This window comes from Nostoc sp. KVJ3 (assembly GCF_026127265.1).
Classification (GTDB): Bacteria; Cyanobacteriota; Cyanobacteriia; order Cyanobacteriales; family Nostocaceae; genus Nostoc.
Window position 1 is genome coordinate 1,758,827 of record NZ_WWFG01000001.1, and the last position, 16,247, is coordinate 1,775,073.

General features: G+C 44.5%; 13 protein-coding genes. 9 read left to right on the forward strand and 4 right to left on the reverse strand.

All coding sequences use genetic code 11. The features are described 5' to 3' along the window. Nucleotides 1-32: 32 nt before the first annotated feature. Nucleotides 33-1,340 (forward strand): hypothetical protein, encoded by a 1,308-nt coding sequence (locus GTQ43_RS07080; protein ID WP_265271889.1) that lies wholly within the window; start codon nt 33-35, stop codon nt 1,338-1,340. Nucleotides 1,341-1,423: 83 nt separating this feature from the next. Here the strand turns inward: GTQ43_RS07080 and GTQ43_RS07085 are convergent, their stop codons facing one another. Both GTQ43_RS07085 and mnmA read right to left on the reverse strand, forming a co-directional pair. Beyond that, on the reverse strand, nt 1,424-2,569 hold the full coding sequence (locus tag GTQ43_RS07085; RefSeq protein WP_265271891.1) for a SpoIID/LytB domain-containing protein: 1,146 nt from the start codon (nt 2,567-2,569) through the stop codon (nt 1,424-1,426). Nucleotides 2,570-2,947: 378 nt separating this feature from the next. Further along, complete coding sequence (gene mnmA, locus GTQ43_RS07090) at nt 2,948-4,003, reverse strand: tRNA 2-thiouridine(34) synthase MnmA (protein WP_265271894.1); 1,056 nt, start codon at nt 4,001-4,003, stop codon at nt 2,948-2,950. A gap of 682 nt (nt 4,004-4,685) precedes the next feature. Here mnmA and GTQ43_RS07095 point away from each other — a divergent pair. Further along, nucleotides 4,686-5,507 carry a hypothetical protein gene (locus GTQ43_RS07095; RefSeq protein WP_265271896.1) on the forward strand — a complete coding sequence of 274 codons (822 nt, stop codon included), beginning with the start codon at nt 4,686-4,688 and terminating at the stop codon, nt 5,505-5,507. A 110-nt stretch (nt 5,508-5,617) separates the two neighbouring features. On the opposite strand, the gene GTQ43_RS07100 is transcribed toward GTQ43_RS07095, so the two are convergent. Then, complete coding sequence (locus GTQ43_RS07100; protein ID WP_265271898.1) at nt 5,618-5,959, reverse strand: 4Fe-4S binding protein; 342 nt, start codon at nt 5,957-5,959, stop codon at nt 5,618-5,620. A 13-nt stretch (nt 5,960-5,972) separates the two neighbouring features. Then, complete coding sequence (locus GTQ43_RS07105) at nt 5,973-7,670, reverse strand: FAD-binding protein (RefSeq protein ID WP_265271900.1); 1,698 nt, start codon at nt 7,668-7,670, stop codon at nt 5,973-5,975. A 426-nt stretch (nt 7,671-8,096) separates the two neighbouring features. On the opposite strand from GTQ43_RS07105, the gene GTQ43_RS07110 reads away from it, so the two are divergent. The 7 genes from GTQ43_RS07110 to GTQ43_RS07140 all read left to right on the forward strand — a co-directional run bounded on the left by GTQ43_RS07110 (nt 8,097) and on the right by GTQ43_RS07140 (nt 16,015). Next, nucleotides 8,097-9,059 (forward strand): TauD/TfdA dioxygenase family protein, encoded by a 963-nt coding sequence (locus tag GTQ43_RS07110; protein ID WP_265271902.1) that lies wholly within the window; start codon nt 8,097-8,099, stop codon nt 9,057-9,059. Nucleotides 9,060-9,407: 348 nt separating this feature from the next. After that, nucleotides 9,408-11,096 (forward strand): RluA family pseudouridine synthase, encoded by a 1,689-nt coding sequence (locus GTQ43_RS07115; protein WP_265273689.1) that lies wholly within the window; start codon nt 9,408-9,410, stop codon nt 11,094-11,096. Between the two features lie 310 nt (nt 11,097-11,406). Then, entirely contained in the window at nt 11,407-12,456 is a 1,050-nt protein-coding gene (locus tag GTQ43_RS07120; protein ID WP_265271904.1) for an aliphatic sulfonate ABC transporter substrate-binding protein, read from the forward strand. 172 nt (nt 12,457-12,628) lie between these two features. Continuing rightward, nucleotides 12,629-13,750, forward strand: a complete 1,122-nt coding sequence (locus GTQ43_RS07125) for an LLM class flavin-dependent oxidoreductase (protein WP_265271906.1) — start codon at nt 12,629-12,631, stop codon at nt 13,748-13,750. Between the two features lie 173 nt (nt 13,751-13,923). Beyond that, complete coding sequence (locus tag GTQ43_RS07130) at nt 13,924-14,133, forward strand: RRXRR domain-containing protein (RefSeq protein ID WP_265271908.1); 210 nt, start codon at nt 13,924-13,926, stop codon at nt 14,131-14,133. A 462-nt stretch (nt 14,134-14,595) separates the two neighbouring features. Beyond that, complete coding sequence (locus tag GTQ43_RS07135) at nt 14,596-15,267, forward strand: hypothetical protein (RefSeq protein WP_265271910.1); 672 nt, start codon at nt 14,596-14,598, stop codon at nt 15,265-15,267. Beyond that, on the forward strand, nt 15,254-16,015 hold the full coding sequence (locus GTQ43_RS07140) for a class II aldolase/adducin family protein (RefSeq protein WP_265271912.1): 762 nt from the start codon (nt 15,254-15,256) through the stop codon (nt 16,013-16,015). The genes GTQ43_RS07135 and GTQ43_RS07140 overlap by 14 nt, the downstream gene beginning before the upstream one ends. Nucleotides 16,016-16,247 lie beyond the last annotated feature (232 nt).

The following is a 16,247-nucleotide window of genomic DNA, read 5'->3' on the forward strand; positions in this document are numbered from 1 at the left end:
AAGGGAATAAGTTTCAATAGGAGGGGAGAGCAATGGCTCCCAATTCCACCATCATGGAAGCTGTGGAAAAACTGGGCTACCGTGTCACGGTTGGGGATGTGGCCACCCAGGCAGGATTGAACGTCGCTGAAGCTAATCAAAGCTTGTTAGCCCTGGCATCTGATGCCGGGGGACATTTGCAGGTAGCGGACTCAGGTGATATAGTTTACCTTTTTCCGCCAAATTTTCGAGCAATTTTGCGTAATAAATACTTCCAGTTACAATTGCAGGAATGGTGGAAAAAGGTCTGGAGTGTACTATTTTACCTGATTCGCATTTCTTTTGGAATTTTCTTAACTGTTTCCATCGTACTGATAACTGTTACCATCTACATTATTATTACCTCTGCCAATTCAGACCGTAACGGCAACAATCGGGGCAGTAATTTCGGCAGTGGGGGCTTCTTCTATTTTCCAAATTTATTCTGGTATCTTAGCCCAAATTATGATAACCACTATCAGGAACGACGACGTGAAAGGCGAGAAGAAAGCAATCTGAATTTCTTTGAAGCTGTGTTTTCGTTTTTATTTGGCGATGGTAATCCTAACGCCAACTTAGAAGAACGCCGCTGGCAAGAAATTGCTACGGTGATTCAGATTAACCGTGGCGCAGTGGTAGCAGAACAAATTTCCCCATATTTGGATGACATTGGCGAGGGATATACAAGAGAGTACGAAGATTATATGTTGCCCGTTCTGACGCGATTTAATGGGCAACCGAGCGTAAGTCCAGAAGGGCAAATTATTTATTACTTCCCAGAGTTGCAGGTGAGTGCAGTTAAAAAGCGCCGTCATGCAATATCAGATCACTTAGAAGAATTTCCCTGGCGTTTTAGTGCCGCAAGTTCCGGGCAAATTATGCTGAGTGCTGGGTTGGGTGTACTAAATTTTGTTCTTGCCTTAGTACTGGGAAGTTTGTTGAGAGATGGCACTGTTATCGCCCGGTTAGGTGAACTGGGAGCCTTTGTAGGTTTTGTGCAAGGAATTTATTGGCTGCTATTGGCTTACGGAGCAGGTTTTTTAAGCATACCTTTATTGCGTTATTTCTGGATTGGGTGGCGTAATCGCAAAATAGGCGATCGCAACCGCGATCGCCTTTCTCGCTCAAGGCTATTGGCAAGTCCTGATGCACCTTTGCAACAAAAAATCGACTATGCTCAACAATTTGCCACAGAAAAAGTTATTGGCAAGGAAGATATAGTCTATTCTAGCGAAACTGACTTACTCGACCAGGAAGTTGAGCGTTCTGCACAAATTGATGCTGAATGGCAAAAACGCTTAGAAAGGGGGAGTGGAGAATAGAGTGAAGAGTTGAGAGTGAGGAGTGAATAATTAAGATTTATTTAAAACTCCTAACTCTTAACTTCTAACTCCTAACTTTCTCCTTACTTCGCCTGAATTGGTGTTAGGGCTACACCTTGATAATAATGCCCCAATATTTGCAGGTGGTTCACTCCTTGCCGAGCCAAATTATACGCTCCCCACTGACTCATACCTAAAGCATGACCGAAGCCAAGCCCTTGCAGTACAAAACTACCATCTGCTCCCTTAGTGACAGTAAAGCGGGTACTTTTTAACCTAAGAGCTGTTCGCACTTCCTCGCCTTGTAGCACCTTTGTACCCTTGTTGCCAACAATTTTTAAAACTTTAACACTACGGAAAGGAGAGTATGTCTCTGGAATCATATCCTTGACATTGCCCACATCAGGGAATTTAGCGCTAATTTCACTGGGAGAGAAGGTTTTCACCCAATTACATTCGCTGATATTTTGATCGTAGTCTTGAACAGCACGTAGATAAGGCTCGTTGCTTCCCCAAACGTCTTCTACATTTTCGGTATGTCCCCCAGAACAAGCATGAAAAACTGAGAGAATAATCCGATTTTTGTAAGTTAGTACCTGCCCTAGTGTGGAATCTACTGCGGCGTAAGTAGAAGGAGCTTCACTGATAACACCTTTGTAAATTTGCCAACGATCTGGGGTATTACCTAAATCGTAAACTGGATTATTCCGTTGTTTTTCTCGTTCGTATAGGGCATAAGTGCGAGCTGCGATCGCTTGGGCTTTCAGTGCTTCTTGAGGCCAGCTAGCATCCATTTCACCACCGAGAACGCTATAAAGATATTCTTGGTCATCAACCCAATTAACAGCTGTTAAGCCTTTTTCTGTAGGAACAACCAGAGTTCTACCCCGATACCAGCGATCGCCAATATAAACGAATCCTTTACCTGTTGGCTCAATCCAAAATAAACCAGACTGCCACTTATCTAAAGCAACTCCGCCAGGAATAGCTTGGGCATAATATGCACTCATCGCTGGTAACTGTCCGAGAGTCCGACCGGTACTATCCTTGACGATTCCAGTGGTGGAACTACCCACTTTTACCTGATTAACGCCCCTCTCAATTGCCACGCGTAGAATTACAGACGCTTGGGCTGGGGCAACCAAAGCAATCCACAAAAGGACACTTACCCACCAATAACGTACTTTAATCTGGGAAAATAAAAAGCCTAAGTAAAGTTGGAATTTCATGCTGGTCATCTAATCACACTAGTATCTAATTGACGCTCTGAATTATTGCGTCTACTACTTTAAGATGAGACACTTCTCCAACGCAGGAGGTTGCCACCTCCTATTAATTATGCATTTTGCTTTCGCTATAAGGTAGAAATCAGACGATCTTGACACTTGCTCTTCACAAACAGTAGTGAACTAAATATAGGACTCCTATTTGATTTTTGAACAAAATTAGGTATTGTAGGGGAGCCAGTGCGTTGCGTGGCTCTGCCAATTTGATGCCAAAACAGGGTAAGAGTTATTATTCAGGACTTACGTAAAATCATGAAAAAACGAACCGCAAAGGACACAAAGAAATAAGACTTTCAGAGAGTTTTTGCGTAAGTCCTATTATTAACTAAATTGCTCAATAATTCCGCCACCTAAGACTTTTTCCCCGTCGTACCACACCGCCGCTTGTCCGGGGGTGATGCTGAATTGGGGTTCATCAAACACCAAACGCACATGGGAGTTTTCCAACGGAATCACCGTTACTGGTGTAGCGGTTGAACGATAGCGAATTTGCACTTCGGCATGAATTGGGGTGGATGGTTCGGCAATGGAAACCCAGTTTACCCTTCCGACAGTGCATTCAGGCTGAGTTACCTTAGTGCGATCGCCTACTACTACTTTATTATTTTCCGCATCTAATTCAATCACATACAACGGTTCGGCAGCCGCAATCCCCAAACCTTTGCGCTGGCCAATGGTGTAGTGATGGACACCATCATGCTGTCCCAAAACTTTACCTGTGACATCGACAATATCGCCTGTTTTGGGAGCTAAATATTTATCCAAAAATGCCCGCATGGAACCATTGCTTTCCACTAAGCACAAGTCTTGACTTTCTGGCTTATCAGCAGTTTTCAGTCCGTACTCAGCCGCAATCCGGCGCGTATCAGTTTTTTCTAGTTCGCCTAGAGGAAATATAGTTGCTGCAAGTAAATCTTGAGACAAATCATAGAGGAAGTATGACTGGTCTTTATTGCGGTCAACAGCCCTTAATAATTGGTAACGTCTAGTTGCTTCGTCATAGCTAATTCGCGCATAATGACCGGTGGCAATGCGATCGCATCCCAATTGTTCGTGGGCATACTGCACCATTGGCCCAAACTTCACCGTTTTATTGCACTGGGAGCAAGGTAATGGTGTGATCCCAGCACTGTATCCAGTTACCAGATAATCAATAATATGGGTTTGAAAGACATCCCGAATATCCACAACTTCATGGGGAACGCCCAGTTGTTCACAGAGATCAGCCGCGTCGATCATACCTTCAGAGCAACATTGACCTTTGCCTTTCATTAGCCAAAGAGTCAAACCAATTACTTCATAGCCCTGATGGTGCAGGATAGCTGCGGCGGTGGAACTGTCAACGCCACCAGAAAGACCAACGACGACTTTTTTCATACAAAACACGACACGATATCCGTGGCTGTTCAATTGTAGCACACACTCTTTCAAAGCCTTGCTAACAAAGCACTTTGGTTTTTGGCGTTGCTGATTGCGGGATGAAAACGATTGTGCATTGCGGTGAAAAATCCTTGTGGAGACGTAAAATTTTTCGTCTCTACATTCTCATACCTCGATTCAGCAACGCCCGGTTTTTAAGGAACTGAATTAGCGGTGCTGTTTACCGAATTTTAGATTTGAAATTTAGGATTTTGGATTCCTACTTTCGATGAGGGTTGTAGGAACGCGTCAGGGATATCATAGGGTCAATCTAAAATCCCAAATCCAAAATTGAATCAGATGTATTTTTTGCCACGCAGATGAGCTAATTTTACGTTAACGCTATATAGTAGTTGCTACAACAGTGAACTAATTATAGTAGTTCTTATTTATGTGAGGTACACCCGTAGGGGCAATTCATGAATTGCCCCTACACCTTACGAGATGACGTTGTACCACATTTGAATGGGAACCGCCATAGTTCCTAATGAAAATTGCTTAGAAATACTTTGACTACTTTCTAACTACTATGTTGAGAGGATTAGCAAATCAATTTATTCCATTTCAGATGCTGCGCCAAAGTTCTGAGGGTTGGAAACCTACTATCAGACTTCTCTCCCTGTTAGTGGGAGGATGGTTAATGCTGATTTCTGACTCTACTCCAGCACAAGCACAAATACACAATAACCTGCTACTTGCTCAACAAGGAGGTGAAGCTTTACCGCCACCGCCAATTCCCTTTGGTCAACAGCCGTCACCGCAGTTACAACCAGTTCAAGAGAATCAATTGGAGCAGAACTTTCAGCCCCCCCAACCATTACAAAACAATCCAGTTGAACAGAATTTTCAGCCCCCCCAATCATTACAAAACAATCCAGTTGAACAGAACTTTCAGCCCTCTCAACCTACACAGTTTAGTCAATATAATAACCAGAACTTTGAGCGCTACTTAGTTTACGTAGATGGTAGTGATTTCCAGACACTACAAGCAATCCGTCGGATTGAACCCAGTGCCTACATTCGCCAGTACCAAGGACGGAATGTCATTCAGTCAGGTGTTTTTAACAGGGTATCTAACGCCCAACAACGGGTAAGCGAGTTACAATCACGAGGCATATATAACGCCCGGATTATTAGCTTCGCTAACGGACAAGAAATCCAACCAGGCAATAGTTTTTTAGACGATCGCAATAATATAAATCCTCCGAAGCAAGGATCTAGATATTATGTCGCTATTCCCACTACTCAAGAAAAATTATCTGCGATCGCAGACCAAGTTAGGCAGAATCTAGCCCGATTTAGTCAGGATTTAGGACGATCTGGCGCAGTCCTCGAAAGGACGCAACCACGAGGGCCACACGTAGCAGTAGGGCCTTTCTCTAATCGATTTCAAGCTGAGGAATGGAATAAGTATCTGCGAAATATAGGATACCGGGATGCTAGGGTTTATTACGGCAAATAAAGAAGTGCAAAAAAACAATCCGCTAACTGCTTTCGTCGTCGTCAGCCGCTCATAATCCCCACTCAATGAGTATATGGGTGGGGACTTTGGCGATCCGTCAAACCCCTAATTTAACTTTGATAGGGGCGCGGTAGTTGGCGTAGCTGATGAGCAGTATCTAATTCACTATTGTTTTTTCTGCCATATCCCCAACCTAAGATGCGGCGATATTCACCCATGATGCCACTTTCAATTAAATCATCTTCATTGACTGCAACATTGGTATGGGATTCAGGGGCAACATAGAGTGCATCCGCAGGACAATATGCTTCACACATGAAACAAGTTTGACAATCTTCTTGTCGGGCGATCGCAGGTGGTTGGTTGGGTACAGAATCAAAGACGTTGGTAGGACATACTTGGACGCACACATTGCAATTAATACAGAGTTTATGGCTAACAAGCTCGATCATAATCCTGCTCCTGCTACAGTTTTGATATAGAAGGTGTGGTTTGAGTGGTTGGTAATGGTGGTGTAGCGATGGCATCCGTTAGCCAATCACGCCTTACCCATAGACGATCTAAGCCGCCGGTTGCTTGGTAATAACGCTGATTTGAATCGGTTTCGGGATAGTCCATCCGAATATGTTCGCTGCGGCTTTCTGTGCGATGTAAAGCGCTAAAATATGCCCATCGTGCTACAGCCGTCAGAGCAGCCGCTCGCCGAGAAAATTCCACATCGCGCACTGTATCTTGTTTCGGATTTCCCCGTACCTGCTGCCACAGTGTTTCTAATTTGGCGAGGGAATCCAGAAGTCCCTGCTCGCTACGCAAGTAATTTTTCTCTAACGGGAACATCTGCGCTTGTACACCGCGCACGATCGCTTCGCTATCAAATGTTTCGGCAGAGGGGGAGGACGATGGGCTATGCCCCGCCATCGGCGAACGTAATCCGGCTTGACCAGCAGGATGTGCTACCCGTTCATGGGCACGATCGCCAAGACTCTTGGCAAAGGCAGCTGCGCCAACTCCAGCCCATTGTCCTGTGGAGATTGCCCAAGCAGCATTGGGGCCACCACCCCCAGAAGCTAAACCTGCTAAAAATTCCCGCGATGCCGCATCACCGGCGGCGTAGAGTCCAGGAACCTTTGTACCGCAACTATCATTCACAATCCGAATTCCACCTGTACCACGGACTGTACCTTCTAAAATCAGTGTTACAGGTACTCGTTCTGTATAGGGATCAATGCCAGCTTTTTTATAGGGTAGAAAAGATATGAAATGAGACTTTTCAATTACTGCCTTGACTTCAGGTGTGGCTCGATCCAAACGCGCATAAACGGAGCCTTTGAGGAGAGCATTGGGAAGGAAGGATGGATCGCGACGACCATTGACATAGCCACCAAGATCGTTCCCTGCTTCATCGGTATAACTAGCCCAGCCAAAGGGAACTCCCCGTGTCACTGTGGCATTGAAAGCAGTCGAGATGGCATAGTGATTAGAAGCTTCCATACTGGAAAGTTCGCCACCAGCTTCCACTGCCATCAGCATTCCATCACCTGTATTGGTATTGCAACCTAATGCTTTACTTAGGAATGCACAACCGCCATTGGCCAAGACTACTGCACCAGCACGAACGGTATAGGTACGATGATTTTGTCTCTGCACACCTCTTGCTCCAGCTACTGAGCCGTCGTCAGCTAATAAAAGCTCTAAAGCCGGACTTTGGTCGAGAATCTGAACCCCAACCCGCAAGAGATTTTTACGGAGTACGCGCATATATTCAGGGCCATAATAACTCTGACGCACCGATTCCCCATTTTCTTTAGGGAAACGATAGCCCCACTTTTCTACTAGAGGCAAACTAAGCCAAGTTTTTTCGATAACACGCTCGATCCAACGTAAGTTAGCTAGGTTTTTTCCGGCGCGATAACGCTCCCATAAAACTTTGTCCCAATTCTCTGGAGAAGGAGCCATGATGCCATTGCCACTAGCAGCAGCTGCACCGCTTGTACCGAGAAAACCTTTATCAACAATGATTACTTTGACACCTTGTGATGCAGCTGCCCATGCTGACCATGCAGCAGCAGGGCCACCACCAATTACCAGTACGTCAGCAGTTAATTGCAGTTCATTTTCGCTATAGCCTGTTAGCAATTCCTTATCCTCCTTTTTGGCATTCAACTTCAATACTTTGACTTTTAGAAGTTCTCTTAGCAGGGCATTGAGCAGCGTGCTTAGTTCCTAGCCAAAGAAGTGTACGGCAAATTACAGTTAATATGATACACTAATTGTTAGTTTTACGAATATTAAGTATTACTAAATAAAATCCATCCTGTTGGAACTGTGGTAAAAGTTTTCATCCTTCTTAGGGGTGCGGTACAGACTGCATGAATGAGTAAAAGATAGATACAGCGATCGCACTTTCAGATTCCCGTTTTTCCGGCAGTATATAAAAATCTTACTTTATACTACTGTAAATCGATCGGATTGGTGTATGATACTAAAAACTACGACCGCTTCCTTTGAAATATTGCTTGCAGTTGATCGCAATATTCCAAAAGAAAGGGGCAGTAGGAACACCATCGAATCAAACTTTGGAGTATCTACATGGGCTACAAGCATATTGAAGTCAAACAAGTAGCTGGTTTCATTGGTGCTGAAATCAGTAACGTGGATCTTTCGCGTCCTCTGAATAACGATCAAGTCAAAGAAATTCGTAAAGCATTATTGAAATGGAAAGTTGTGTTCTTTCGTAGTCAGAACATCGATCATGCTGCCCAAGTTGAGTTCACATCTCGTTTTGGCGAAGTGACTTTTGCACATCCTCTCGGAGAACCTGAGCCAGTACCGGGATTTCCGCAGATTAAACCCGTAGACCGTAGACTCTATGAAAAGCAGTATGGTTTTCGCAGTGGAGGCCCCTGGCACACAGATGTAACGGCCGCTATTAATCCACCAGCAGCGTCAATTTTACGTGCAGTTAATGTTCCTAGCTTCGGTGGTGACACTCAGTGGAGTAATCTAGTTGCAGCTTATGAGGGTTTGTCAGCACCTCTACGGGCGCTAGCAGACACATTAAAAGCGGAACATCGCTTTAATGGAGGTGGATATCAGCCCAGCAACGGCAAATTCACCGAGCGCATTGCTGTTAATCCCCTAGTTTCAATCCACCCAGTCGTTAGGGTTCATCCTGAAACTGGTGAGCGGGCATTGTTCATTAACCCAGGCTTTACTTCGCACATTATTGACGTGTCGCCACAAGAAAGCAAGCTGCTGCTTGAGTTGTTCTTCAACCAAATCACCAAACCTGCTTACACCACCCGTTTCCGCTGGAATAATGGTGATATCGCCTTCTGGGATAACCGCGCCACTGTGCATTTAGCTCCTCAAGATTTGGATCATTTGGATGTTGAGCGTTTGTTGTATCGCACCACCATTACTGGCGATGTTCCAGTTGGAGTTGATGGTTTCCGCTCTCAAGTGGTTCAAGGTGAGGTGTTCAGCGCAGAAGTACCAACGGTCTTTAAGCAAAAAGCTGACAAACTAGAAGCACAACCAGTACTTTCGTAAGCTACAAAGTTCTAAAATGGGCTGTATATTACGCAGCCCATAATTCAATAGACATTTTCAAAAAGAATGTAGAGACGCAAAATTTCGCGTCTCTACAAGGGTTCTGCATAACACATATTTAATTTTTGGAGATGTCTAGGGAAAGCATTAACATTACAAAGAGACGCATTGGCATTGCATAGTGATGCATTGGGATTGCATCAAGATGCATTAGTATTGCAGAGAGATGCATTAACGTTGCAGAGACACGCATTAACGATGTATCAGAATATATTAATTAATATCTGTACCGCTTCTTTAGCGATCGCTACAATATTAAAATCAGCTAAATTTGCAATCATACTTTGTATGGTAGTTCTGTATGCACTTTCAGATTTCATCGACTGTAATTTTGCTGTCAGTGATTTATCTATAAGTTATTGGTACGAGGGGCGTTGTCTTCAAACTGGCGATCGCTTAAAGTTACCCCGCACCTCAATGTCTGAAGCGATCGCTCACGCACTAATGCAACAACTTGCTAACAATGACTATTATTCTCGTGAAGGCAAGATGTACGGAATACTATTGGTTGAACTACCTAATGGCGAACAAAAAGTACTAAAAGCCTTTTCCGGTCTTTTGAATGGTTGTAGTGTAGTTGAGGGTTGGGTAATGCCAATTCCAGGACGAGACGAAGTTGCTTTAAAAGAAACCTGTACTGTAGCACGGTTAGACGCGATTAAACAGGAAATTCTTAGTCTAAAGCAACTAACTGAACGTCAGCAGTATCAAACTTTGTCTGATGAATTTGAGCAACAGTTACAAGCAATGAGCGATCGCCATCGCCGTTGTAAACAGCAACGACAGGAAAAACGTCAACAAATCTGCAATACACTCCCTCCAGAAACACTCAGTATTGCCCTTGAAGAACTTGACGAAGAGAGTCGTCAGCAGGGAATTGAGCGACGACAACTTAAACGTCAACAAAATGAGGTATTACAGCCTCTCCAGGAGTTAATTGCAGCAACGGATGCGCGAATTAGTGAACTGAAACAACAGCGTAAAGCTTTATCCCGTCAATTACAAGCTCAGATGCACGCTACCTACAGCCTGACTAATTTTTCTGGGCGATCGCGATCGTTACAGCAATTGATGCCAGGAGGTTTACCCACTGGTACTGGAGACTGTTGTGCTCCAAAATTACTGCATTATGCAGCAACACATAATTTAAAACCGCTAGCAATGGCAGAATTTTGGTGGGGTGCGTCTTCAGTAAATCAGGATAAAATTCAGGGAGAATTTTATGGTGCATGTATTGAAAGATGTCAGCCATTAATGGGGTTTTTGCTCTCAGGCTTGAAACCTATATCAATCCCTAATAGGAATAGGAATTTTCACACAACTACCTCACTGTTCACCACCAAAGCAGAGATCCCCATTCTTTATGAAGACGAATGGCTGATTGCAGTAAACAAACCTGCTGCACTACTTTCAGTACCTGGCCGTTATCGCGATCGCCAAGATAGTGTCTTGAGTCGCTTACGTCATCTGTTACCGGATGGGATGATGCTTGCATCTGTGCATCGTCTAGATCAAGAAACTTCTGGGATTTTGTTGTTAGCACGCGATCGGCAAACTCATCGACAACTCAGCCAACAATTTCAGCAACACCAGGTTTACAAGCTTTATGAAGCCCTACTTTCCGGTGCTGTAACAGTTGACCAAGGTACAATTGAATTGCCATTGTGGGGAGATCCTGAAAATCGCCCTTATCAAAAAGTTGATTGGCAGCGCGGTAAATCCAGCTTGACACAATTCCAGGTAATAGCAAGGGAACAAGATTACACTCGCGTAGAATTTACGCCACTAACAGGACGTACCCATCAATTGAGGGTTCATGCGGCTGATGGGCGAGGACTGGGGGTAACTATTTTAGGCGATCGCCTTTATGGATGCGATGCAGTTACCAGTCGGTTACATTTGCACGCTAGGGAACTTCGCTTCGAGCATCCGCAGTTAGAAAAAACTCTTCATTTGCAAGCGATTACGCCTTTTTAACGGTATTTCAAAGAATCAAAGTGTAGCTTTGTCTTTCCTAACAGCTAGCCTATTGCTTTTTCAATTTATATGTGATAATTTTTGCTTGTAGTTAATTCAACGGTTATCCGACCGATTTACCGTATTTATGGGAGCCAATATCAGAGTTAAAAGACTTCCTAGTAAAAAAAATATTGTGAGATTACCTAACAAGATTGGATGATTTATTCCTTGAAAATCCCTAGTGAGCGATAAGAACGAGAGTGCTGGAGTTTAAATTTAGACTCTCATTCTTATCTTTTCTTAAATCAAAGGAGTAATAAAAAAGTTGTTGAATCAGTTCAAAAAGTTCTTATTTTTATTGCCACAACACTCAATCAATTCTCTTAATGCTTTATTGGTTGGCACTTTCTGGCTAGGTTTAGCTATTTCTGGCTGCGCTCCAAGTAACTCTGCAAATACTAATACCACTGCCAAAACTGTTAGTAACCAGACTCAAGAGAAAACCAGCTTGATTCGCCTGGGATACCAAAAAGGAGGTGTAGTACCAATTGCCCGTCAACGAGGAGAGTTAGAAAAGAGGCTGGCGGCTGAGAATATTAAAGTTGAATGGGCTGGCCCTTTTGACAGATGTGCTACCTTACTCCAGGCAATTAGCGCTAATCAAGCTGATATAGGCGGGTGTGGAGACATCCCAGGGTTGTCAGCGATCGCCGCCGGTCAGGAGCTTTGCATTGGTGCTGTCCAGCGTCCCAGACCGGAATCATTGGCCAGTGCGATCGTAGTCCGTGGCGATTCTCCCATCCGTAAACCTGCTGACCTTATAGGTAAAAAAGTTGCAGTCAATCAGGCTGGTGCAGGTGAGTATCTGTTATTAAAAGTATTGGAAAAAGAGAAGATTCCTAAAGAAAAAGTTCAGCGTGTCTTTTTAGCTCCAACTGATGCTGCACCCGCCCTCTACCAAGGAACTGTAGACGCTTGGGCAGTTTGGGAACCTTATGTTTCAATTGCCGAACTAGAGCATGGCGCGAGGAGAATCACTACAACCCATCCAGCCCCTACCTACGGTGTAATGCTTGTCCGTAATGAGGCTGCGGCTAAATCTTCAGAGGCAGTAAAAGCAGCTTTTAGCGGTTTAACCAAGGAATACGATTGGTTAAATGCAAATACAGCAAAATCAGCAGAATTTCTAGTTAAGGACATCAAAATTTCCCCAGCCGTAGCCAAGCGGGTAACTGAGAATCAAGGGCCACAGCTACTTGTCACACCGAATGCTGATGATGTTGCCAAAATTCAGAAGACTGCTGACTGGATGCTAGAGCAAAAGATTCTACCGAAAAAGGTGGATGTTGCTGCAACTATCTGCCCCACGGCTAAGTAGGAAGGGGGCAGGGGGGCAGAGGGAGCAGGGGGGCAGAGGGAGCAGGGGGGCAGAGGGAGCAGGGGGGCAGAGGGAGCAGGGGGAGCAGGGGGAGCAGGGGAAGAAAGAATAACTAAATTAATTAATGCCCAATTCGCAATTCGCAATTCGCAATTCCCAATGGAGATGTACTATGCCGATTGAATTTATTGGAATGATTGGAACGCGTCAAATATCTGAGTTAGATAGTCCGACAGTTTCGATTACGGGCGGTTCTATAGATGCCGCTTATGTTCGTAAGTTTGCTAAAGCACATGAGGATGGTGGCTTTGATCGAGTATTAGTTGGTTATGGTTCAACTGGCCCCGATGGCTTAACTGTGGCATCATTTGCAGCGGCGGCAACAGAACGGTTGAAGTTTTTAATCGCCCACCGCCCTGGTTTTGTGGCTCCAACGCTCTTTGCACGTAAGACGGCAACTTTGGATCATTTTACTAATGGTCGCATTGCCGTACACATTATTACAGGTGGCAGTGATGCCGAACAGCAACGTGATGGTGATTGGCTTGACCATGACACTCGCTATCGCCGTACAGATGAATATCTTGACATTGTGCGCCGAGTATGGGTAAGTAGTACTCCCTTCGACTATGAGGGCGAATTCTACCGGGTGAAAGATGCTTATTCAGACGTGAAGCCTCTACAACAACCCCACATACCCCTGTACTTTGGCGGTGCTTCTGGTGCAGCAGTGCCTGTGGGTGCAAAGCATAGTGATGTGTACGCAATGTGGGGAGAACCTCTTGCGGCGATTAAGGAACGGATACGCGAAGTAAAAGCCGTAACACCACCAGGGCGATCGCCACGTTTTAGTGTATCTTTGCGGCCAATTTTGGGTGATACTGAAGCCAAAGCTTGGGAACGGGCGCACTCAATTCTGTCGCGTGTTAAGGAAATTCGGGCGGCAAAAACAGAAAATCAATTGCCGATAACTCCCTACTTTAATTCAGCACGTCCGCAAGCAGTAGGTTCTAGTCGTTTATTACAGTTTGCCCAAGAAAGCGAAATTTTTGATAAGCGGTTGTGGACTCCAATTGCTGCCGCTACTGGTGCTTATGGTAATACTACCGCCTTGGTTGGTACGCCGGAGCAAGTAGCAGAATCCCTTGTGGATTACTATGATGCTGGGGTAACTACTCTATTGATTCGGGGCTTTGATCCATTAGAAGATGCGATCGCTTACGGTCGTGATGTAATTCCCCTAGTCCGGGCAGAGGTGCAACGACGGGAGCGACAAGCAGCTGTTATTGCTTAGTACAGCTTTGTATAAAATCTTAGTGTTTTTAAATGCATAGGAGCTTCGCCTTACCGTAGGGGGTAAGTACGCAGAGTCTTTTCAAGCAATTAGCAATTTAACTAATTGCCATTCCCCACTCAAATATCTGAAAACTGCTGTAAATAATTTGAATTTGATTATTTCCAAATTACATGACTAAAGTATTGATTCTCGATGCCAACCAACAACCGTTGTATCCAGTACGCATCAGCCATGCTAGGCTGCTATTGTCACAAGGTAAAGCTACCGTATTCCAACGATATCCCTTTACTATTATTCTCAAGGAGTCTCTGTCTCATCTAAAACTTGAGCAACTTGGCTTCAAAATTCGCCCTAACATTAAAATAATTCGTAGTTCGTAATTAACGTCTTATACCACTTTCTCTCAAACCTAACCCCAACCCCATCCTTACTAACATTGAACGGCAATAGGACTTAGAGTGTTCCAAAAAATGATCCAAAACCCGTCATTGCGAGCGAAGCAATCACAGCCCTTGGGATTGCTTTGCTTCGCTCGCAATGACAATTGGGCGTTTTTTTACTTGGAGTACTCTTAGAGGTTGTTTGAACAAGTATTTTGCTGTGACTAAAGTCCCCCAATTTATCGGGGGATTTAGGAGGATCTAGAACTTTTGATACCAACAAGAGGACTTTTCAAACATCCTCTTATGCAAAACTACACGTGGTAGGGGCAATTCATGAATTGCCCCTACCGGAAAATCAAGGTTTAGGCTATTTTTTGCTGAAGTCCTGATTCAATTACGAATTACGAATTACGAATTACAAATTAGTATTAGTAGCTTCCCAAAAGGAGCAATTTATAGATGACAAACCACACTATATTGGAACCATTGCCGGAAGACCAATGGTATATTGAGAGCCAGGAACTACGATCCTTTGTAGCGACAGTGCGGGAAATTAGCAATCGCACTGCTAGCGATCGCCTCCAAACTCTCACTAGATTAGAACCATATTTTCAAGAACTGCTTGCCCAACAGGAATGGCTACCTGAAAAGTTTGCCCAAATTAATCCCGAAAGCAAGATGGGCGGCGGTATAGGTCAATGGTTGCTTTATCGCGCTAAAGACCGTTCGCTGTCTGTCTTCAGTTTGGTAATTCCCCCAAGTTCTACGACTCCTGTCCACGACCATTTAGCCTGGGGATTGATTGGTTTATACAAAGGCAATCAAGAAGAAACAGTCTATCGCCGTGTAGATAGCGGTGATGCAGAAGGACACGCACAATTACAAGTAACTGAAGTGCGATCGCTTCAACCAGGCGATATCTACCGCCTCTTACCCCCAGATGGTGATATCCACGCCGTCAAAACTACATCCCAGAACGCATCTGTATCTATCCATATTCTGGGTAATGATACTGGCTGCATTTTGCGTCACCAGTTCATCCCAGAATCTCAGAGCGTCAAATCCTTTCGCTCTGGGTATTCCAACGCTCCCTGCAAAGAGGAAGAGGAAAAAGAATATGTCCAGGTATGATCGACCACAACCCCCGATATTCGAGCGAGTTGAAGACGAACGTCTCCACCGCAAGCAACGCCTAGCCGCAGCTTTTCGCCTATTTGGTAAATTTGGTTTCAGCGAGGGAATCGCAGGCCATATTACGGCTCGCGATCCAGAGTTTACAGACCATTTTTGGGTCAATCCATTAGGAACATACTTCGGTCATATCCGAGTTTCTGACTTGCTCTTAGTTAACAGAGAAGGTGAGGTGGTTAAAGGCGATGCTCAGGTGAATCGAGCGGCTTTCGCCATCCATTCTCAGATTCATGAAGCTCGACCTGATGTGATCGCAGCGGCTCACGCTCATTCACTTTATGGCAAAGCCTGGTCTAGTTTGGGTCGTCTCCTTGACCCCTTGACTCAAGATTCCTGTGCTTTTTACGAAGACCATTCACTATTTGACGATTTCACAGGTGTGGTTTTAGAACTTTCTGAAGGTCAACGACTGGCGGAAGCTTTGGGGCCCAAGAAAGCCATAATTTTACGTAATCACAGTATTTTAACTGTGGGACATACGGTAGATGAAGCCGCTTTTTGGTACATTAGCTTAGAGCGATCGTGCCAAGCTCAACTACTGGCAGAAGCTGCTGGTAGACCAACTATTATCAAACACGAAACAGCCCGCTTAACACAAACTCAAGTAGGGTCGCATACAAGTGGATGGTTTGGTTTCCAGCCCCTTTACGATAGGATTGTGCGCGAAGAACCTGATTTCCTAAATTAGTGTTGTGTTTTTTGAAACAAAGATAAGTACTTGGACAGAATTAATTACACAATGTCATTGCGAATGAAGCAATTCGCTTGCGGTTGGATTGCAACTCTTGGAGACGCTCCGCTCGCAATGACTGTAAATATTTTTGTGCAACTACTTAATAGGCGGGAAAGGATCAATTTCCCGCACTTACCGGGCTTTTTTTATGTCAAACTTCCCTAAATTTTTTCATACAACGGTAAAC

Excerpts from the sequence above, each read along its gene's own strand:
- GTQ43_RS07085 (WP_265271891.1), bottom strand. The coding sequence starts at position 2,569 with ATGAAATTCCAACTTTACTTAGGCTTTTTATTTTCCCAGATTAAAGTA.
- GTQ43_RS07100 (WP_265271898.1), bottom strand. The coding sequence starts at position 5,959 with ATGATCGAGCTTGTTAGCCATAAACTCTGTATTAATTGCAATGTGTGC.
- GTQ43_RS07135 (WP_265271910.1), top strand. The coding sequence starts at position 14,596 with ATGACAAACCACACTATATTGGAACCATTGCCGGAAGACCAATGGTAT.
- GTQ43_RS07130 (WP_265271908.1), top strand. The coding sequence starts at position 13,924 with ATGACTAAAGTATTGATTCTCGATGCCAACCAACAACCGTTGTATCCA.
- GTQ43_RS07080 (WP_265271889.1), top strand. The coding sequence starts at position 33 with ATGGCTCCCAATTCCACCATCATGGAAGCTGTGGAAAAACTGGGCTAC.
- GTQ43_RS07140 (WP_265271912.1), top strand. The coding sequence starts at position 15,254 with ATGTCCAGGTATGATCGACCACAACCCCCGATATTCGAGCGAGTTGAA.
- GTQ43_RS07095 (WP_265271896.1), top strand. The coding sequence starts at position 4,686 with ATGCTGATTTCTGACTCTACTCCAGCACAAGCACAAATACACAATAAC.
- GTQ43_RS07115 (WP_265273689.1), top strand. The coding sequence starts at position 9,408 with ATGGTAGTTCTGTATGCACTTTCAGATTTCATCGACTGTAATTTTGCT.
- GTQ43_RS07125 (WP_265271906.1), top strand. The coding sequence starts at position 12,629 with ATGCCGATTGAATTTATTGGAATGATTGGAACGCGTCAAATATCTGAG.
- GTQ43_RS07110 (WP_265271902.1), top strand. The coding sequence starts at position 8,097 with ATGGGCTACAAGCATATTGAAGTCAAACAAGTAGCTGGTTTCATTGGT.
- mnmA (WP_265271894.1), bottom strand. The coding sequence starts at position 4,003 with ATGAAAAAAGTCGTCGTTGGTCTTTCTGGTGGCGTTGACAGTTCCACC.